This is a genomic window from Pseudomonas sp. CCC4.1, from assembly GCF_035019225.1.
Lineage (GTDB): Bacteria > Pseudomonadota > Gammaproteobacteria > Pseudomonadales > Pseudomonadaceae > Aquipseudomonas > Aquipseudomonas bubulae.
Genome location: NZ_JASJWL010000059.1, coordinates 1 through 19115 on the forward strand (window position 1 = coordinate 1; position 19115 = coordinate 19115).

21 protein-coding genes are annotated in these 19115 nt (G+C 58.6%); 9 read left to right on the plus strand and 12 right to left on the minus strand.

The features are described 5' to 3' along the window. Both QN377_RS18745 and thiI read right to left on the minus strand, forming a co-directional pair. The coding region (locus tag QN377_RS18745) for a GTP-binding protein (RefSeq protein WP_323567650.1) at positions 1–166 on the minus strand (166 nt) is incomplete at its 3' end. A 140-nt stretch (positions 167–306) separates the two neighbouring features. Beyond that, positions 307–1761, minus strand: coding sequence for a tRNA uracil 4-sulfurtransferase ThiI (gene thiI, locus QN377_RS18750; RefSeq protein ID WP_095000796.1), 1455 nt, complete (start codon positions 1759–1761; stop codon positions 307–309). Positions 1762–2093: 332 nt separating this feature from the next. Between thiI and glnA the strand changes: the two genes are divergently transcribed. The 4 genes from glnA (at position 2094) to ntrC (ending at position 7016) form a co-directional block, all read left to right on the plus strand. Beyond that, entirely contained in the window at positions 2094–3500 is a 1407-nt protein-coding gene (gene glnA / locus QN377_RS18755) for a glutamate--ammonia ligase (protein WP_095000795.1), read from the plus strand. 174 nt (positions 3501–3674) lie between these two features. Then, complete coding sequence (locus QN377_RS18760; RefSeq protein ID WP_095017753.1) at positions 3675–4091, plus strand: cupin domain-containing protein; 417 nt, start codon at positions 3675–3677, stop codon at positions 4089–4091. A 409-nt stretch (positions 4092–4500) separates the two neighbouring features. Further along, entirely contained in the window at positions 4501–5586 is a 1086-nt protein-coding gene (gene glnL / locus QN377_RS18765) for a nitrogen regulation protein NR(II) (protein WP_095000793.1), read from the plus strand. Beyond that, on the plus strand, positions 5583–7016 hold the full coding sequence (ntrC, locus tag QN377_RS18770) for a nitrogen regulation protein NR(I) (protein ID WP_088378458.1): 1434 nt from the start codon (positions 5583–5585) through the stop codon (positions 7014–7016). Before glnL ends, ntrC begins: the two co-directional genes overlap by 4 nt. 452 nt (positions 7017–7468) lie before the next feature. On the opposite strand, the gene QN377_RS18775 is transcribed toward ntrC, so the two are convergent. Further along, positions 7469–7906 carry a hypothetical protein gene (locus QN377_RS18775; RefSeq protein ID WP_095017754.1) on the minus strand — a complete coding sequence of 146 codons (438 nt, stop codon included), beginning with the start codon at positions 7904–7906 and terminating at the stop codon, positions 7469–7471. Between QN377_RS18775 and trmL the strand changes: the two genes are divergently transcribed. Beyond that, a complete protein-coding gene (trmL, locus tag QN377_RS18780) occupies positions 7905–8360 on the plus strand; it encodes a tRNA (uridine(34)/cytosine(34)/5-carboxymethylaminomethyluridine(34)-2'-O)-methyltransferase TrmL (protein ID WP_095000791.1) in 456 nt (151 codons plus the stop codon). The genes QN377_RS18775 and trmL overlap by 2 nt on opposite strands. 142 nt (positions 8361–8502) lie before the next feature. Here trmL and secB read toward each other — a convergent pair whose 3' ends face one another. From secB to QN377_RS18795, 3 genes are read right to left on the minus strand one after another with little or no spacing between them, the layout of a single operon-like run. Then, entirely contained in the window at positions 8503–8988 is a 486-nt protein-coding gene (gene secB, locus QN377_RS18785; RefSeq protein ID WP_003438592.1) for a protein-export chaperone SecB, read from the minus strand. A 41-nt stretch (positions 8989–9029) separates the two neighbouring features. Next, a complete protein-coding gene (gene grxC / locus QN377_RS18790) occupies positions 9030–9284 on the minus strand; it encodes a glutaredoxin 3 (RefSeq protein WP_095000790.1) in 255 nt (84 codons plus the stop codon). 2 nt (positions 9285–9286) lie between these two features. Further along, on the minus strand, positions 9287–9700 hold the full coding sequence (locus QN377_RS18795) for a rhodanese-like domain-containing protein (RefSeq protein ID WP_086799305.1): 414 nt from the start codon (positions 9698–9700) through the stop codon (positions 9287–9289). A gap of 148 nt (positions 9701–9848) precedes the next feature. Here QN377_RS18795 and gpmI point away from each other — a divergent pair, with 148 nt between their 5' ends. The 4 genes from gpmI (at position 9849) to QN377_RS18815 (ending at position 15002) form a co-directional block, all read left to right on the plus strand. Continuing rightward, positions 9849–11384, plus strand: coding sequence for a 2,3-bisphosphoglycerate-independent phosphoglycerate mutase (gpmI, locus tag QN377_RS18800; RefSeq protein ID WP_095000789.1), 1536 nt, complete (start codon positions 9849–9851; stop codon positions 11382–11384). 195 nt (positions 11385–11579) lie between these two features. Continuing rightward, complete coding sequence (locus QN377_RS18805) at positions 11580–12866, plus strand: murein hydrolase activator EnvC family protein (RefSeq protein WP_095000788.1); 1287 nt, start codon at positions 11580–11582, stop codon at positions 12864–12866. A gap of 35 nt (positions 12867–12901) precedes the next feature. Further along, positions 12902–14218: a S41 family peptidase gene (locus QN377_RS18810; RefSeq protein ID WP_095000787.1), complete on the plus strand. Its 1317-nt coding sequence runs from the start codon at positions 12902–12904 to the stop codon at positions 14216–14218. Position 14219: 1 nt separating this feature from the next. Then, positions 14220–15002, plus strand: coding sequence for a divergent polysaccharide deacetylase family protein (locus QN377_RS18815; protein ID WP_095023764.1), 783 nt, complete (start codon positions 14220–14222; stop codon positions 15000–15002). A gap of 70 nt (positions 15003–15072) precedes the next feature. On the opposite strand, the gene QN377_RS18820 is transcribed toward QN377_RS18815, so the two are convergent. The 6 genes from QN377_RS18820 to hisB all read right to left on the minus strand — a co-directional run bounded on the left by QN377_RS18820 (position 15073) and on the right by hisB (position 18947). Then, entirely contained in the window at positions 15073–15828 is a 756-nt protein-coding gene (locus tag QN377_RS18820) for a substrate-binding periplasmic protein (protein ID WP_095000785.1), read from the minus strand. Between the two features lie 72 nt (positions 15829–15900). After that, entirely contained in the window at positions 15901–16671 is a 771-nt protein-coding gene (gene hisF, locus QN377_RS18825) for an imidazole glycerol phosphate synthase subunit HisF (protein ID WP_048383956.1), read from the minus strand. A gap of 10 nt (positions 16672–16681) precedes the next feature. Further along, positions 16682–17419 (minus strand): 1-(5-phosphoribosyl)-5-[(5-phosphoribosylamino)methylideneamino]imidazole-4-carboxamide isomerase, encoded by a 738-nt coding sequence (gene hisA, locus QN377_RS18830; protein WP_088378464.1) that lies wholly within the window; start codon positions 17417–17419, stop codon positions 16682–16684. A gap of 39 nt (positions 17420–17458) precedes the next feature. After that, on the minus strand, positions 17459–17716 hold the full coding sequence (locus QN377_RS18835; protein ID WP_322213966.1) for a DUF2164 domain-containing protein: 258 nt from the start codon (positions 17714–17716) through the stop codon (positions 17459–17461). Continuing rightward, on the minus strand, positions 17716–18354 hold the full coding sequence (hisH, locus tag QN377_RS18840) for an imidazole glycerol phosphate synthase subunit HisH (RefSeq protein ID WP_016783109.1): 639 nt from the start codon (positions 18352–18354) through the stop codon (positions 17716–17718). The genes QN377_RS18835 and hisH overlap by 1 nt, the downstream gene beginning before the upstream one ends. After that, positions 18354–18947, minus strand: a complete 594-nt coding sequence (gene hisB, locus QN377_RS18845) for an imidazoleglycerol-phosphate dehydratase HisB (RefSeq protein ID WP_016783108.1) — start codon at positions 18945–18947, stop codon at positions 18354–18356. The genes hisH and hisB overlap by 1 nt, the downstream gene beginning before the upstream one ends. Between the last annotated feature and the right edge of the window lie 168 nt (positions 18948–19115).

The window sequence follows — 19115 nt, forward strand, 5'->3', positions numbered from 1 at the left end:
TGGTAATACCGCGCTCTTTCTCCTGGTCGTTGGAGTCCATTACGCGTTCGTCGTTAAGCTCGTTGCGCTCCAGGGTGCCGGATTGACGCAAGAGTTTGTCTACCAGGGTGGTTTTACCGTGGTCAACGTGAGCAATGATGGCGATGTTACGTAGATTTTCGATCACTTGTGTATCTCGATCAGAGGATTCGGTGTGCTGACTGAGTCCAGGCAGCGATTAACAGTAGAGTCCGTGCAAGCCGTTACAGCTTGACGGCGGCGTCGGGGGGCCGGTGACGCAGGCCACAGGCATACAGCCCCGGGCTCTTAGCTCGGTCGATAAACGCGCACATTGGCATGTCCCTCACTGAGCAAATGGTGAGCATGCAGGCGACTCATCACGCCTTTGTCGCAATACAACAGGTACTGACGGGTGTCATCCAGTTCCTTGAAGCGGCTGTTCAAAGCATAGAACGGCAACGCTTGTACTTCGATGCCAGCCAGTTCCAGCGGTTGATCTTCCTGAGCATCCGGGTGACGGATGTCGATTACGATCTGGCCCGCCAGCACTTCGCTGACTTCTTCGACTTGCAAGTCCTGGCCCAATTCATCGATTACCCGATCAATCGGCACCAGTTTGGCCCGCTCGAGCGCACGCTCAAGCACGGCCATATCAAACTGTTGTTCTTCATACTCCACGCGGTTGCGCTTGGCGTGGGTCTTGGGGTTGACCGAAATCACCCCGCAATATTCAGGCATATGCTTGGCGAAGTCGGCCGTACCGATTTCTTCTGCCAGATCGATGATGTCCTGCTTGTGGCTGGCGATCAGCGGGCGCAACACCAGCTTGTCTGTAGCCGAATCAATCAGCGACAAGTTGGGCAGCGTCTGGCTCGACACCTGGGAAATCGCTTCACCGGTCACCAGCACTTCGATATCGAGGCGTTCGGCAATACGCGTTGCAGCGCGCAACATCATACGCTTCAAAATGACGCCCATATGACTGTTATCGACTTTGCCGAGAATTTCGCCCAAAACTTCTTCGAACGGAACGCTCACAAACAGCACGCGCTGGGAGCTGCCGTACTTCTTCCATATATAGTGCGCGACTTCCATCACGCCCAGTTCATGGGCACGTCCGCCCAGGTTGAAGAAGCAGAAATGGCTCATGAGGCCGCGACGCATGATCTGGTAGGCCGCCACGGTAGAATCGAAACCACCGGACATCAGCACCAGGGTCTGCTCGAGCGAACCCAACGGGTAGCCACCAATACTGTCGTGCTGGTTGTGAATCACAAACAACCGTTGGTCGCGAATTTCAATTCGAACTTCGATTTCTGGCTTTTTCAGCTCGATTCCGGCCGCACCGCACTCACGACGCAGCTTGCTGCCGACGTATTTCTCGACTTCCATCGAGGTAAACGGGTGCTTGCCGGCGCGCTTGCAACGCACCGAAAAGATCTTGCCCGCCAGCGCATCGCCGAAGTGCAATTTGCACTTTTCAACGATGTCGTCGAAGTCGCCCAACGGGTACTCGTCAACCTGCAGAAAATGCGCGATGCCCGGCATGCAGCTCAGGCGTTCGGTCATTTCTTTCAAGGCTTTAGGGTCACTTACGCGCGTTTGCAGCTCGATGTTGTCCCACACGCCCGTCACCACCACAGCCGGGTCCAGATCGCGGAGCACAGTACGGATGTTTTTGGCCAATTGACGGACGAAACGCATCCGAACCGGACGGCTCTTGATAGTGATTTCGGGGAAGACTTTAACGATTAGTTTCATGAAAACAGCGCGCGAGCAGCCTGCCAAAAAAGGGGGGCGCGGATTATAGCGGAAATTGCTCAAGGTTTAACCAGTTATCGTACAAACGGTTTTCATCGCACCAAAATAGAACATAAACGCCAGATTTCGCTTCATTTGGGTGCGATAAACGCGGCTAATCGGTAGTCTGCCCCGCTTACCTGCTTGAGATTGGCGCATTACGCCCAAGTCGGGGCACTGGCATGCAATTTGCTCCCTTGTGAGGCAGGTTGCCTTGGCAGAGTATTCGCGCCGGCATCAACCACTTATTAAGGGCATTCCACTACCAGCCCTAAGCCACCCCGGAGGACACTATGTCGAAGTCGGTTCAACTCATCAAAGATCATGACGTCAAGTGGATTGATCTGCGCTTCACTGATACCAAAGGCACTCAGCACCACGTGACCATGCCGGCCCGTGATGCGCTGGATGAAAACTTCTTCACCGACGGCAAAATGTTCGACGGCTCCTCCATTGCTGGCTGGAAAGGCATCGAAGCGTCCGACATGATCCTGCTGCCAGACGACAGCACGGCTGTTCTGGACCCGTTCACCGAACAGCCTACGCTGATCCTGGTGTGCGACATCATCGAACCGTCGACCATGCAAGGCTATGACCGCGACCCACGCGCCATCGCTACCCGTGCCGAGGAATACCTGAAGTCCACCGGTATCGGCGACACCGTTTTCGTTGGCCCGGAGCCAGAGTTCTTCATCTTTGACCAGGTGAAGTTCAAGTCCGACATTTCCGGCTCCATGTTCAAGATCTACTCCGAACAGGGTTCGTGGATGTCCGACCAGGACGTGGAAGGCGGCAACAAAGGCCACCGTCCTGGCGTCAAAGGCGGTTATTTCCCGGTTCCGCCGTTCGACCATGACCACGAAATCCGTACCTCCATGTGCAACGCCATGGAAGAGATGGGCCTGGTTATCGAAGTTCACCACCACGAAGTGGCAACTGCTGGCCAGAACGAAATCGGCGTGCAGTTCAACACCCTGGTGAAAAAGGCTGACGAAGTTCAGACCCTGAAATACTGCGTACACAACGTGGCAGATGCCTACGGCCGTACCGCTACCTTCATGCCAAAGCCTCTGTACGGCGACAACGGCTCGGGTATGCACGTTCACATGTCCATCTCCAAAGATGGCAAGAACACCTTCGCAGGCGAAGGCTATGCCGGCCTGTCCGACACTGCCCTGTTCTTCATCGGCGGTATCATCAAGCACGGTAAGGCCCTGAACGGCTTCACCAACCCGGCTACCAACTCCTACAAGCGTCTGGTACCAGGCTTCGAAGCACCGGTAATGCTGGCCTACTCGGCTCGCAACCGTTCGGCTTCGATCCGTATTCCTTACGTGTCCAGCCCTAAAGCTCGCCGTATCGAAGCACGCTTCCCGGATCCGGCAGCCAACCCGTACCTGTGCTTCGCGGCACTGATGATGGCTGGTCTGGACGGTATCCAGAACAAGATCCACCCTGGCGACGCAGCGGACAAAAACCTGTATGACCTGCCGCCTGAAGAAGCCAAAGAGATCCCGCAAGTGTGCGGCAGCCTGAAAGAGGCCCTGGAGGAACTGGACAAAGGTCGCGCGTTCCTGACCAAAGGCGGCGTTTTCAGCGACGACTTCATCGACGCGTACATCGCCCTGAAAAGCGAAGAAGAAATCCAGGTTCGTACCTTCGTACACCCACTGGAATACGAGCTGTACTACAGCTGCTAATCCGGTGACGCCTGCGCAAGCGGCGTGATTTGAAAAAGCCTCCTTCGGGAGGCTTTTTTGTGGGCGCCGTCTTACACAAGCATCGGATCAGAGCTTCTGGATTCGTGCCTGCACCTGACAGCCACCCTGCTGAGTGACCGGTAGTTTGTCGCCACTCAACCAATGGAGACTGACATGCACCCCTTACTCGCCCTCAAAACCCTGCTGCTGGCATGCGCCTGCCTGCTCATGCTGGGCTGCAACAGTTCACTCACTGCGGTAACGGTCGAACAACTGCTCAAGACAGGCCAATCCTGGACAGGCACCCCTTACACCTGGCCGGACGGCAAGCCGGAATTCACCGTGGTCAAAATCACGCTCCCGGCCAACACCGCACTGAAATGGCACACGCACCCCATGCCCAATATCGCCTACGTGGTCGCTGGCGAACTGCTGGTCGAAACCGAAGACGGCATGCACAAAACCACGCTCAAACCTGGCCAGGTACTGCCCGAGATGGTCAATACTTCCCATCGAGGCACCAGCGGCAAGGCCCCGGTAGAACTGATCGTGTTCTATGCAGGCACGCCCGGCATGCCGCTGTCCCATTAACCACGCAAGGCCCGTAGCAGGTACCGGAAGCTGCGTTCGAAACGCAAAACGGTGGTCACCTCAGAGTGGGCGCTGCCTGTGTCGCATCGCACACTCGGGGCTTGTGACCGGTGTGCGCTCGATCGCGGTACACAACCTCTGGCTGCACCCATAGCAAATATCCCGCGCACATTTTCAGGCAACTGAATCCATTCATCTAAATTGCACTATATTGGTGCGACTATAGTTTGATAGTGCACTTACCAGCCCAATTTGGTTCATAAACATTCGCATGCCGGGCTGCGGCGATATGCGCCCAGCTTGTAAACGCCTATTTCAGGGGAGCGACGCTTCTTTTCGGAGCCTTGGTTTGGTTTTTGCATTTTCCTTGCACCAGCGCTTCACCGCGCACGCAATCCGGGATCGGCCCATGACCATCAGTGACGCCCTGCACCGACTGTTACTCGACAACCTGACCACTGCCACGCTTTTACTCAATGCTGATTTGCGCCTTGAGTACATGAACCCGGCGGCAGAGATGCTGTTGGCGATCAGCGGTCAACGCAGTCACGGCCAGTTCATCAGCGAGCTCTTTACGGAGTCCACCGAGGCTCTGCACTCGCTGCGCCAGGCAGTTGAGCAAGCGCACCCGTTTACCAAACGCGAAGCCATGCTGACCTCGCTGACGGGCCAGAACCTGACGGTGGACTATGCCGTAACGCCCATCTTGAGCAATGGCGGCACCATGCTGTTGCTTGAGGTACACCCCCGCGACCGTCTGCTGCGCATCACCAAAGAAGAAGCCCAGCTGTCCAAGCAAGAAACCAGCAAGATGCTGGTGCGCGGCCTGGCCCACGAGATAAAGAACCCTCTGGGAGGCATTCGCGGTGCGGCCCAGCTGTTGGCCCGGCAATTGCCCGACGAAAACCTGCGCGACTACACCAACGTCATCATCGAAGAAGCAGATCGCCTGCGTAATCTGGTCGACCGGATGCTGGGTTCCAACAAACTGCCGTCGCTGGCCATGACCAACGTCCACGAAGTACTGGAGCGCGTGTGCAACCTGGTCGAGGCCGAGACCCAGGGCAGCATCACTTTGGTGCGTGACTATGACCCCAGCCTGCCTGACCTGCTGATCGACCGTGAACAGATGATCCAGGCAGTACTCAATATCGTGCGCAACGCCATGCAGGCCATCGGCAGCCAGAATGAGCTGCGCCTGGGCCGCATCAGCCTGCGCACCCGCGCCATGCGCCAGTTCACCATTGGCCACATACGCCACCGGCTGGTGACAAAAATCGAAATTATCGACAACGGCCCGGGCATACCGTTCGAGCTGCAAGACACCCTGTTTTTCCCGATGGTCAGCGGCCGCCCGGACGGTACCGGGCTTGGCCTGGCCATCACGCAAAACATCATCAGTCAGCACCAGGGGTTGATCGAGTGTGAAAGCCACCCCGGCCACACACTCTTCTCGATCTTTCTACCACTGGAACAAGGAGCCGCATCGACATGAGCCGAAGTGAAACCGTGTGGATCGTCGACGACGACCGTTCAATCCGCTGGGTACTGGAAAAAGCCTTGCAACAGGAAGGCATGACCACACAAAGTTTCGACAGTGCCGATGGGGTCATGAGCCGACTGGCTCGCCAACAGCCTGACGTGATCATTTCCGATATCCGCATGCCCGGCTCCAGCGGTCTGGACCTGCTCGCCAAAATCCGCGAACAGCACCCGCGCCTGCCGGTCATCATCATGACCGCTCATTCCGATCTGGACAGCGCGGTAGCGTCCTATCAGGGCGGCGCATTCGAATACCTGCCCAAGCCGTTTGATGTCGATGACGCCGTGTCTCTGGTCAAGCGCGCCAACCAGCACGCCCAGGAACAGCAAGGCCTGGCCGTGGCGCCGACGCTGGCCCCGACGCCGGAAATCATCGGCGAAGCCCCGGCGATGCAAGAGGTGTTTCGTGCCATTGGCCGCCTGAGCCACTCCAACATCACGGTGCTGATCAACGGTGAATCAGGTACCGGCAAAGAGCTGGTGGCCCACGCCCTGCACCGCCACAGCCCGCGGGCCGCGTCGCCATTTATCGCATTGAACATGGCTGCGATCCCCAAGGACCTCATGGAATCCGAGCTATTCGGCCATGAAAAAGGCGCTTTCACTGGCGCTGCAAACCTGCGCCGGGGCCGTTTTGAGCAGGCCGATGGCGGCACCCTGTTCCTCGATGAGATCGGCGACATGCCGGCGGACACCCAAACCCGGTTGCTGCGGGTACTGGCCGATGGCGAGTTCTACCGGGTTGGCGGGCACACGCCGGTCAAGGTCGATGTTCGCATCATCGCAGCCACACACCAGAACCTTGAAACCCTGGTGCAGGCCGGCAAGTTTCGTGAAGACCTGTTCCACCGTCTGAACGTAATCCGCATCCATATTCCGCGCCTGTCAGACCGCCGCGAAGACATCCCGACCCTGGCCCGGCACTTTCTCAGCAGCGCCGCGCAAGAACTGTCCGTAGAGCCAAAACTGCTCAAGGCCGAGACCGAGCAGTACCTGAAAAACCTGCCCTGGCCAGGCAACGTGCGCCAGCTGGAGAACACCTGCCGCTGGATCACGGTGATGGCTTCGGGTCGCGAAGTGCATATCGGCGACCTGCCTCCCGAGTTGCTCAACCTGCAACAGGACGCCTCCCCTGTCACCAACTGGGAGCAGGCACTGCGCCAGTGGGCTGACCAGGCGCTGGGGCGTGGCCAGTCCAACCTGCTCGACAGTGCAGTGCCGACCTTTGAGCGGATCATGATCGAGACGGCGCTCAAGCACACCGCAGGCCGCCGTCGCGACGCTGCCGTGCTGTTGGGCTGGGGCCGCAATACCTTGACCCGCAAGATCAAGGAACTGGGCATGAAGATTGATGGCGACGAGGATGAGGGCGACGAGGCTTGAAGCCGTTCAAAAGCGCCCTCACCCAACCCTCTCCCGGAGGGAGAGGGAGCTGATGGGTGGTGTTTCATAAATCTGCTTTTGCCTTTAGTCCCCTTTCCCTGCGGAAGAGGGTTAGGGGCTCTTGATCTGACCGCACCACCCTCAAGCAACCCGCCCCAATATCGTGCACAGCTCTAGCCCAAGGGTTTGCGCCAAACCCGGGGAAAAAATCAGCCCCCAAACAAAAGCCCCGGATTCCGGGGCTTTTGCGTACTCAAGGGGCAATTTTTACAAAAAATCAAAAACTGGCACGCGCCCTGCAATACCTATTACACGCAACACCGCTTTAGGGGACCTTGATACAGGCAGGTCAAGACTCCCCACTTTTACACCGCAGCCTTGATGCCTTTTGCATCAACGCGCACAGCGCTTTTGGGGAACCCGGTACAGGCAGGCTGGAATTCCCTCTTTTATTACTCTCGCAGGTTCACCTGCAACCGCCAGCGTCCATCTTGCGACGCCCCGGCCCAGTCGCCCTTCAAGGCACGGGCCGCCACCAGGGTCAGCAGCAACCCGCCATCCGTATCACGCACCCGCCAGTTCACGCTCTTGCCGTTAAACGTCAACTGGCCGCTCTGCACCTTGCCCCTGGCATCAAACAGCAACCCCAGCGTGCCGTCGACCAGCTCACCATGCAGCTTGGGCTCGGCGCTGAACCACACCACCAGCCCCCCGGGCAGCACGTCCACCTGCTGCAGCTCCACAGGGGTTGGCGCGGTCAATCGACCGATCATCATCCCCACCATCACACCGACTATCGCCAAAGAACCTAAAACCCGTGGCCATAGTTTCGGTCGCGGGTCCTCTTCAAGCGTAGAATGCTGTCCATCTTTAAGTTCGGAGCCGTGCATGTTTCACGTCATCCTTTTTCAACCAGAAATTCCGCCGAATACCGGCAACATTATCAGGCTGTGCGCCAACAGCGGCTGCCACCTGCATTTGATCGAGCCTATCGGTTTTGAGCTGGACGACAAGCGCTTGCGCCGTGCCGGGCTCGATTACCACGAGTATGCGCCGCTCAAGCGTCATGCCGACCTGGCCAGTTGCCTGGAAAGCCTGGGCCATCCGCGCCTGTTCGCCTTTACCACCAAAGGCTCCAGGCCGTTTCACGACGTGCAGTTTGCCGAGGGCGATGCTTTTCTCTTCGGCCCTGAAAGCCGTGGCCTGCCGCCCGAAGTGCTCGACAGCCTGGACGGCGAGCACCGCCTGCGCCTGCCTATGCGCGAAGGCTGCCGCAGCCTGAATCTGTCTAACACCGTAGCGGTCGCCGTGTATGAGGCCTGGCGCCAGCTAGGCTTCAAGTAAACACACACCCTGTGGGAGCGGGCTTGCCCGCGATGAAAGCTACGCGATGTACCTGTTGCACCGCAGCGATTCAATCGCGAGCAAGCCCGCTCCCACACACAAAAAAAGCGCCCTCAGGCGCTTTTTTTTGGCAATCGGCTGTTTATTGAACAGTCGGGCTGCCTTCTTCCTGCATGCGCTGCAGTTCTTGCGCGTACAGGGCATCGAAGTTCACCGGAGCCAGCATCAACGCAGGGAACGAGCCACGTGTCACCAGGCTGTCCAGGGTTTCGCGGGCATACGGGAACAGGATGTTCGGGCAGAACGCGCCCAGGGTATGGTTCATCGACGCTGGATCAAGGTTTTTGATCAGGAAGATGCCGGCCTGTTGCACTTCAGCAATAAACGCCACTTCGTCACCGTTTTTCACGGTAACCGACAGGGTCAGAACCACTTCGTGGAAGTCGCCTTCCAGCGGCTTTTGACGGGTGTTCAGATCCAGGCCAACGCTCGGCTCCCACTGCTGACGGAAGATCGCCGGGCTTTTTGGCGCTTCGAACGACAGGTCACGCACGTAGATGCGCTGCAGGGAGAATTGTGGAGCGGTGTCTTCATCGCTAACAGCAGCGGTGTTCTGTTGGTCAGTCATCACAGATCCTTGTTGATCTTGGGGCTTATAGAGAATGAGAGTCAGACGTTCAGCAGCGCATCCAATTTACCTGCGCGCTCCAGAGCAAACAGGTCATCGCATCCGCCAACATGCTTGTCGCCAATCCAGATTTGCGGAACCGACGTGCGGCCTGCCTTCTGAGCCATCTCGGCACGTACCTGTGGCTTGCCGTCGACTTTGATCTCTTCGAAGGCAATACCCTTGTTCTCAAGCAGAGCCTTGGCACGCATGCAATAAGGGCAATAGTCGCTGGAGTAAACGATGACCTTGGACATAGTTACTTCACCACTGGCAGGTTGTCAGCGCGCCAGCTGGAAATGCCGCCAGACAGCTTGGCAGCATTGTAACCAGCCTTGAGCAGCTCACGGGCATGGCCGCCCGAGTGCTGGCCGGCAGCGTCGACCAGAATGATGGTCTTGCCCTTGTGCTTGTCCAGCTCGGCAATGCGCGCCATCAGTTTGTCTTGCGGGATATTAATAGCACCCACGATGTGGCCGGCGGCAAAATCCTTGGCCGGGCGAATATCAATCACCACACCTTCGTCGCGATTGACCAGGCCGGTCAGTTCGCCCGTGCTGATGCTGCGCCCGCCACGGCTCATCTCGTGGGCGATCAACAGCGCCAGCAGGATGACAAACGCGCCTACAAGCAGGTAGTGGGAAGTCGCAAATGCAATCAGGTGCTCAACCATCAGAAGGTTCCAGGGTCGTAAAATGTGGGCCAGTATACACAGCCACCTTGGTCGGCCAAACCCCGCCCGGCGGTGACGCCACATGAACTTCGCTTTAAACTGCGCGTCCTCTGTATACCTTCTTATAAACCAGCCACGAGTGGGATCTATGACTACCACGCCTAAACCTTTGGTCCTGATCATCCTGGATGGCTTCGGTCACAGTGAAAGTCACGAATACAACGCCGTTTATTCGGCCAAGAAACCGGTGCTGGATCGTCTTTGCGCGAGCATGCCGAACGGCCTGATCTCGGGTTCGGGCATGGATGTCGGGCTGCCTGACGGCCAGATGGGCAACTCCGAGGTCGGCCACATGAACCTGGGCGCCGGCCGCGTGGTGTATCAGGATTTCACCCGTGTCACCAAATCCATCCGCGATGGCGAGTTCTTTGAAAACCCGACCATTTGCGCCGCGGTCGACAAGGCCGTGGCTGCAGGCAAGGCCGTGCACATCCTGGGCCTGCTGTCCGATGGTGGTGTTCACAGCCATCAGGACCACCTGATCGCAATGGCCGAGCTGGCATTCAAGCGCGGCGCAGAAAAAATCTACCTGCACGCCTTCCTTGATGGCCGCGACACCCCGCCAAAAAGTGCCTCATCTTCCATTGAACTGCTGGATGAAGCGTTCAAGGACCTGGGCAAAGGCCGTATCGCCAGCCTGATCGGCCGTTACTTCGCCATGGACCGTGACAATCGCTGGGACCGCGTAGAGCAGGCCTACAACCTGATCGTCGACGGCAAGGGCGAGTTCAACGCCGCTACCGCCCAGGAAGGCCTGGAAGCTGCCTACGCACGTGGCGAAAGCGACGAATTCGTCAAAGCCACGACCATCGGCGAGCCGGTGACAGTGGAAGACGGCGACGCCGTGGTCTTTATGAACTTCCGCGCCGACCGCGCCCGCGAGCTGACCCGCGTATTCGTTGAAGATGATTTCAACGCCTTCGCCCGCGCCCGCCAGCCAAAACTGGCCGGTTTCGTGATGCTGACCCAATACGCTGCCAGTATCCCGGCACCCAGCGCATTCGCGCCCGGCAGCCTGGAAAACGTACTGGGCGATTACCTGGCCAAAAACGGCAAAACCCAGTTGCGCATTGCAGAAACCGAGAAGTATGCCCATGTGACCTTCTTCTTCTCGGGCGGCCGTGAAGAGCCGTTCCCGGGTGAAGAGCGCATTCTGGTGCCGTCGCCGAAAGTCGCCACCTACGACCTGCAACCGGAAATGAGCGCCCCCGAAGTCACCGACCATATCGTCGATGCCATCGAAAACCAGCGTTATGACGTGATCGTGGTCAACTACGCCAATGGCGACATGGTTGGCCACAGCGGCGTATTCGACGCAGCCGTCAAGGCAGTTGAATGCCTGGATGCCTGCGTGGGCCGTATCGTGGAAGCACTGGACAAGGTCGGCGGCGAAGCCCTGATCACCGCTGACCACGGCAACGTGGAGCAGATGGAAGACGAGTCCACAGGCCAGGCGCATACCGCCCACACCTGTGAGCCCGTGCCGTTTATCTATGTAGGAAAGCGCTCGCTCAAAGTTCGCGAAGGCGGCGTGCTGGCCGACGTGGCACCCACCATGCTCAAACTGCTGGGGCTGCCACAGCCGCAAGAGATGACCGGCAAATCGATTCTGGTCGACGCTTAAAACAACGCAATGCCTGTGGGAGCGGGCTTGCTCGCGATACCGGCGACGCGGTGCATCAGGCATTGCGTGGTGATGCTATCGCGAGCAAGCCCGCTCCCACAGGATCAACGGCTACAATTTCACCTTCATCCATTTCTTATAGGTGACGAGGGCGGGCATACTAGGCCGTCCCGTTCCCCAGGTGTCGCCCGCCCCATGCTTCGCGCCCTTATAGCCTTGACCCTCGCATGCATGCTCCAACCGGCGTTTGCCGACGAGCGCGCGCAAACCCAACAGCAGCTGGATGCCACGCGCCAGGATATCAGCGAGCTGAAAAAGCTCCTGGGCAAGCTGCAGGAAGAAAAGTCCGGCGTGCAGAAAGACCTGCGCGGTACCGAAACCGAAATCGGCAAGCTGGAGAAGCAGGTTGAAACCCTGCAACAAGAACTAAAAAAGAGTGAAGGCGAGCTGCTGCGCCTAGATAGCGAGAAAAAAAAACTCCACAGCGCAAAACTTGAACAGCAACGCCTGATCGCCATTCAGGCCCGCGCCGCCTATCAGGGTGGGCGTCAGGAATACCTGAAGATGTTGCTCAACCAGCAAAACCCCGAGAAGTTCGCCCGAACCCTCACTTATTACGACTACTTGAGCGAAGCCCGTCTGGCCCAGCTCAAAGGCTTCAACGAGACACTGCGCCAACTGGCCAATGTCGAGGCCGATATCAACTTGCAGCAAGCGCAATTGCTGACCCAGAAAAGCAGCCTGGACACCCAGCGCGCCGAGCTCGACAAGGTGCGTGCAGAGCGCCAGCAAGTGCTGGCCAAGCTCAATACCGACGTAAAGGACCGCGACCAGAAGTTGCAGGCCCGCGAGCAGGATCAGGCCGATCTGGCGAAAGTCCTCAAGACCATCGAAGAAACCCTCGCCCGCCAGGCCCGCGAAGCCGAGCAGGCGCGGCAAAAAGCCCTGATTGCGCAGCAGGAAGCCGAGAAAAAACGCCAGCGCGAGGCTGCATCGGTCGTTACCGATGCCCCGCGAAAACCGGTGCAATCCACACCGGGGCCATTGGTCTCCAGCGCAGGTGCGTCTTACGGCGGTGCTTTTTCTCAAGCCCGGGGCAAACTTCCATGGCCAGTTGATGGTCGACTGCTTGCACGTTTCGGTGAAACCCGTGGCGACGACTCGCGCACCAAGTGGGACGGCGTGATGATCAGCGCCGGTGCCGGCACCCAGGTACACGCCGTACACGGCGGGCGCGTGGTGTTTGCCGACTGGCTGCGCGGCGCTGGCCAACTGGTGATTCTGGACCACGGTAATGGTTTCTTAAGCTTGTATGGCCACAATCAGACGTTGCTCAAGTCTGCCGGCGACGTTGTAAAAGCCGGTGAGGTGATTTCCACCGTGGGCAACAGCGGTGGTCAGGCCACGCCAGCACTGTATTTTGCTATTCGTCAGCAGGGACGCCCAAGCGACCCTGCACAATGGTGTCGCACTCAGGGATGAGTCCATCACCTTTAATACGTAGGAGTTCGCTCAACATGCCGCATTTGTCCCGCCTCAACTCGCTGGCCCTGACGATCGCTCTGCTGATCGGCTCGCCATTGGCATTTGCTGCCGAGCCGAGCATTCCGCCAGCCGGGGCTGCTACCAGCGCCAAGGCACCGCTGCCTCTGGAAGAGCTGCGCACATTTGCCGAGGTCATGGATCGGATCAAGGCCGCCTATGTTGAGCCGGTAGACGACAAAACCCTGCTGGAGAATGCCATCAAGGGCATGCTCAGCAACCTCGACCCGCATTCTGCCTATCTGGGGCCGGAAGATTTCGCCGAGCTGCAGGAAAGCACCAGCGGCGAATTTGGCGGGTTGGGCATTGAAGTCGGCACTGAAGACGGCAACATCAAGATCGTCTCGCCGATCGACGACACCCCTGCCAGCAAAGCCGGCATTCAGGCCGGCGACTTAATCGTCAAGATCAATGGTCAGCCCACCCGCGGCCTGAGCATGACCGAGGCCGTAGACAAAATGCGCGGCAAGATCGGTCAGAAAATCACCCTGACCCTGGTACGCAACGGTGGCGCACCGTTTGACGTAACCCTGACCCGGGCCAATATCCAGGTCAAGAGCGTCAAGGCCCAGCTGCTTGAAGACGGCTACGGCTACATCCGCATTACCCAGTTCCAGGTCAAGACTGGCGAAGAAGTGGCCGCTGCGCTGTCCAAACTGCGCAGGGAAAACGGCAACAAGCGCCTCAAGGGCATCATCCTTGACCTGCGCAACAACCCGGGCGGCGTGCTGCAGTCGGCAGTTGAAGTGGTAGACCATTTCATCACCAAAGGTCTGATCGTCTATACCAAGGGCCGTATCGCCAACTCTGAGCTGCGTTTCTCGGCTACCGGCAAGGATCTGAGCGAAGGCGTGCCATTGGTGGTACTGATCAACGGCGGCAGCGCCTCGGCGTCAGAGATCGTCGCCGGTGCCTTGCAGGATCAGAAGCGTGGTGTGGTGATGGGCACCACCAGCTTCGGCAAAGGCTCGGTGCAAACCGTACTGCCGTTGAACAATGACCGCGCGCTGAAGATCACCACGGCGCTGTACTTCACTCCGAACGGGCGCTCGATCCAGGCCCAGGGCATTGTTCCGGATATCGAAGTCAGCCGCGCCAGGATCACCCGCGAGCAAGACACCGAGTACTACAAAGAGGCCGACCTGCAAGGTCACCTCGGCAATGGTAACGGCGGTGCCGACAAGCCGACCGGCTCCGGCCCCAAAGCCAAGCCGATGCCCCAGGACGATGACTTCCAGCTGAGCCAGGCCCTGAGCCTGCTTAAAGGCTTGAGCATCACACGCGGCAACTGAGGTGCGTCTTTCCCTGGCCCTCACCCTGCTCTGCTGCCTGACCGGTACCGCCCACGCGGCACCGGTCAGCGCGCCCGCCACACCGCACAAGGCTTACCTGAGCCTGATTATCGATGACCTTGGGCAAAACCTGCCCCGGGACCGCCGCGTGCTGGCGCTGCCCGGCCCGGTGACCACCGCCGTGATGCCCGACACCCCCCATGCTGCCGAATTTGCCCGCGAAGCCCACAAGGCCGGCAAGATCGTCATTTTGCACATGCCAATGGACCCGGCCACCGGGCCCTTTGCCTGGCACCCGGACCTGCCTGTCGACGAACTTGAAAAGCGCCTCAACGCCGCGTTCAAGGCAGTGCCCTACACCAGCGGTATCAACAACCACATGGGCAGCCGCATGACCTCCCAGCCACAAGCGATGGCCTGGCTGATGGGCAACTTGCAGCAACGTCACAAATTCTTTGTCGACAGCCGCACCAGCGCGCAGACGGTCGCAGCGGCCGAGGCGCAAAAAATCGGCCTGGCCAGTGTTTCGCGGGATGTGTTTCTCGATGACGTACGCACCGAGCAGGCGATCACCACACAACTGCACACCGCGATCAATCTGGCGCACAAGCAAGGTTCGGCGGTGATGATCGGCCATCCCTACCCGCAAACCCTCGCCGTGCTTGAACGGGAGCTGCCCAAGCTCAAGGCCCAGGGCATTGACTGGATCGATATCAGGCAAATGATCGGCGTGCGCAGCAACAAGGCGATGGCCGGGCATGGGAAGGATGGGGTTTATCGCTGAGACCCGTGCCATTTGTAGCCGCTGAGGAGCGCAGCCTTCGTTCCTCGTCAGCGGCTACACGCTCTGTGTGTTACAGGTACTTTGCGCGGATTTTCTCATCCACGCCTTCTGCCTTTAACTCATCCAGCGCCTTCTGCAACTTGCTCACCACCTCGTCCGGCACGTCTTTGTTCAACGCCAAAAACAGCTCGGCCTGATTGAAACGCAACACCGTCTTGAACCCTGAAATCCCTACCTGACGTGCCAAAAATTGGCCAGCTGGAGCACCTGTGGCCCACAAGTCGATTTGCCCGGCCTGCAACTTGCGGGCGTTGTCCTGATCGCGCAGCACAATCACCGGCGCCAGCCCCTGCTTCTCTAGGGACAAGGCAATGGCGTCGCCCTTGTAAGCTCCCACCCGATACTGGCGGGCCTGTTCGAGGGACGTCAGGGTAATCGGGCTATCCCCTCGGGCCAGCAACACCCAGTCATCAGGACCAATAGGGCCGACCCACTTGAACAGCTTTTCACGCTCGGGCACGCGGGCGGTGACAAACACACCGTATCCGGGTTTTTCGAGGGCAAGGTGGTAGATACGCTCCCAAGGGAAACGCAGGGTCATGCTGTAGGGGATGCCGGCACGTTTGAATGTTTCACGCAGGATATCGACGGCGATACCTTCAATATTATCGTTCTGCGCAAAATTCTTGCCGTTTTTGGCCATGTTGTACGGCGGGAAGTTTTCAGTCAGTAACACGATCGATGAATTCGACGTATCAGCCGCAAAAGCGGTACTCGCCAGCCACATGGTGGAACTGACGAGAATAGGCACAAAGCGTTTAAACATGACAGGCGACCTGAATCCATGGCGTGCTCAAGAGTGCCGTGGGCACGCCATGCTGTCCAGTAGCCTTTGGCCTTAGCGAACCACGATTCCGCGCTCTGCCATGTACGCCTTGGCCTCTGGCACCGTGTATTCACCAAAGTGGAAAATACTCGCCGCCAGCACTGCACTGGCGTGACCTTCCAGAATGCCGTCAGCCAGATGCTGGAGGTTACCGACACCGCCCGAGGCAATCACCGGAATGCCCAGTGCATCACTGATTGCACGGGTAACCCCCAGATCGAAGCCGTTTTTCATGCCGTCCTGATCCATGCTGGTCAGCAGGATTTCGCCGGCGCCCAGGCCTTCCATCTTCATGGCCCACTCGACCGCGTCGAGCCCGGTTGGCTTGCGCCCGCCGTGGGTGAAAATTTCCCAGCGCGGGGTTTCGCCCGGCAAGGAGACTTTCTTGGCATCAATGGCGACCACAATGCACTGCGAGCCAAAATGCTGCGCCGCTTCGCCCACAAACTCCGGGTTAAACACCGCTGCGGTATTGATCGAGACTTTGTCGGCACCAGCATTGAGCAGGTTGCGTATGTCCTGGATGCAGCGCACCCCGCCACCTACGGTCAACGGGATAAACACCTGACTGGCCATGCGTTCGACTGTATGCAGCGTGGTGTCGCGCCCATCGACGCTGGCAGTGATATCGAGAAAGGTAATCTCGTCAGCACCCTGCTCATCGTAACGACGGGCGATCTCTACCGGGTCGCCGGCATCGCGAATGTTCTCGAACTTGACGCCCTTTACGACCCGGCCGTTATCCACGTCCAGGCAAGGGATGATGCGTTTGGCCAGCGCCATGGGTCTCTCCTCAGGCCTTGTAGCTGTCGCAGAAGGCTTGCGCCTCGGCCACATCCAGCGTGCCTTCATAGATGGCGCGACCGGTAATGGCGCCCACGATGCCCGGCGCCTTGGCGTCCATCAGGGCCTTGATGTCACCCAGGTTGTGGATGCCGCCCGAAGCGATCACCGGAATGCTGGTGGCAGCGGCCAATGCGGCGGTGTAGCTCACGTTGCAGCCCTGCATCATGCCGTCCTTGGCAATGTCGGTATAAACGATGGCCGACACGCCGTCTGCTTCAAATCGTTTGGCCAGGTCGATGACCTGCACGGTGCTCACTTCAGCCCAGCCGTCAGTGGCCACAAAGCCATCTTTTGCATCCATGCCGACAATGATCTTGCCCGGGAACGCACGGCAGGCCTCGGCCACGAACTCAGGGTTTTTCACTGCCTTGGTGCCCAGGATCACATAGCTCACGCCCGCCTTGACGTAATGCTCGATGGTTTCCAGGGAGCGAATCCCGCCGCCGATCTGGATCGGCAGGTGCGGGTACAGCTTGGCAATGGCAGTGACCACTTCGCCGTTGACCGGCTGGCCTTCAAAGGCGCCGTTGAGGTCGACCAGGTGCAGACGGCGGCAACCGCCCTCTACCCATTTGGCAGCCATGCTCACCGGGTCATCGGAAAATACCGTGGAGTCTTCCATGCGGCCCTGGCGCAGACGTACACAGGCACCGTCTTTAAGATCGATAGCGGGAATAATCAGCATGTGGCAAACCTTCAAATTCGGGAGTCTGAGACTCGGAAATCAGTTCTTCTCGAGCGCCCACAGGTCGCTTTCGATGCTCTCGAACCTCTCTTTGAGGTGCGCCTGCACATCGAAAATCGCCCGATTGTAGTAATGCGGGGCGATTTCGCGGGTGAACAGCTCAAGGATTTCAGCCGCCTCGAACGAACCCAGGCCCAGTTCGAAGCGGTCTTCCATAAAGCGTTTGATCTTGCTGTTGGCTTCGTTCTCTTGCTCAGGGGTGAGCGTGAGAATCGGCGGCTTTTTGCGCGGCGCCATTACCAGCGGCCATCCCAGGCCGCAAAGTTTTCCAGCAGCTGCAAGCCGTGGGTATGGCTTTTTTCCGGGTGGAACTGCACCGCGAAGCGCGAGCCCTCGGCCAGCGCTGCGGCGAAATCGACGCCGTAATGCCCGCCACCGACTACCTGGCGAGGATTGCCCGCCGCAATGTAGTAGCTGTGTACAAAGTAGAAACGCGCCAGGTCGGGGATGCCGTGCCACAGCGGGTGATCGACTTTTTGCTGCACTTCGTTCCAGCCCATGTGCGGCACCTTGAGATGCTCGCCGTCTTCGTGCAGGTCCTTGCCGAAGAACTTCACGGCGCCCGGGAACAGGCCGATGCAATCAACACCGCCGTTCTCTTCGCTGCTGTCGAGCAAGGCTTGCATGCCGACACAAATACCGAGAAACGGACGATCCTGACTGACTTCACGCACCAGCGAGTCAAAACCCAGGCGACGGATTTCGGCCATGCAATCGCGGATCGCACCCACACCAGGGAACACTACGCGGTCGGCTTCGCGAATCACGCTGGCATCGCTGGTAATCAGCACCCGACCGGCGCCAACGTGCTCCAGCGCCTTGGCCACCGAGTGCAGGTTACCCATGCCGTAATCGATTACCGCCACTGTCTGCATCAGAGCACGCCCTTGGTAGAAGGCATTTGCCCGGCCATCCGCTCATCCAGTGCAACGGCCATGCGCAGCGCGCGGCCGAAAGCCTTGAACACGGTTTCGATCTGGTGGTGGGTGTTGGTGCCGCGCAGGTTGTCGATGTGCAGGCTGACATTGGCGTGGTTCACGAAGCCCTGGAAGAACTCCTGAAACAGGTCAACATCGAAGCCGCCGACGGTGGCGCGGGTGTAGGGAACATGCATTTGCAGACCAGGACGACCGGAAAAGTCGATGACTACACGGGACAGCGCTTCGTCCAGCGGGACGTAAGCGTGACCGTAGCGGGTCATGCCTTTTTTATCGCCGACTGCTTCGCTGAAGGCTTTACCCAGGGTAATGCCGACATCTTCGACGGTATGGTGATCATCGATATGCAGGTCGCCTTTGCACTCGATGTCCAGGTCGATCAACCCATGTCGGGCGATCTGGTCGAGCATGTGCTCAAGAAAAGGAACACCGATATCGAATCGGGCCTTACCGGTACCATCCAAGTTGATCGAGGCTTTAATCTGGGTTTCCAGAGTATCGCGCTCGACTGACGCCTTACGTTCGGCCATCACCAGCTCCGCAAAATCATTGGGCGAAAAAGGTGGCCATTATAGGCACGGGTCAGGCAAACAGAAACATTAAGGGTGCGGTGGCTGACGTAATGCGCGTTGACGCACAGGCCGCGCCGCCTGAATCGCGAGCAAGCCCGCTCCCACAGAGACGCAATCCGTCTGTGG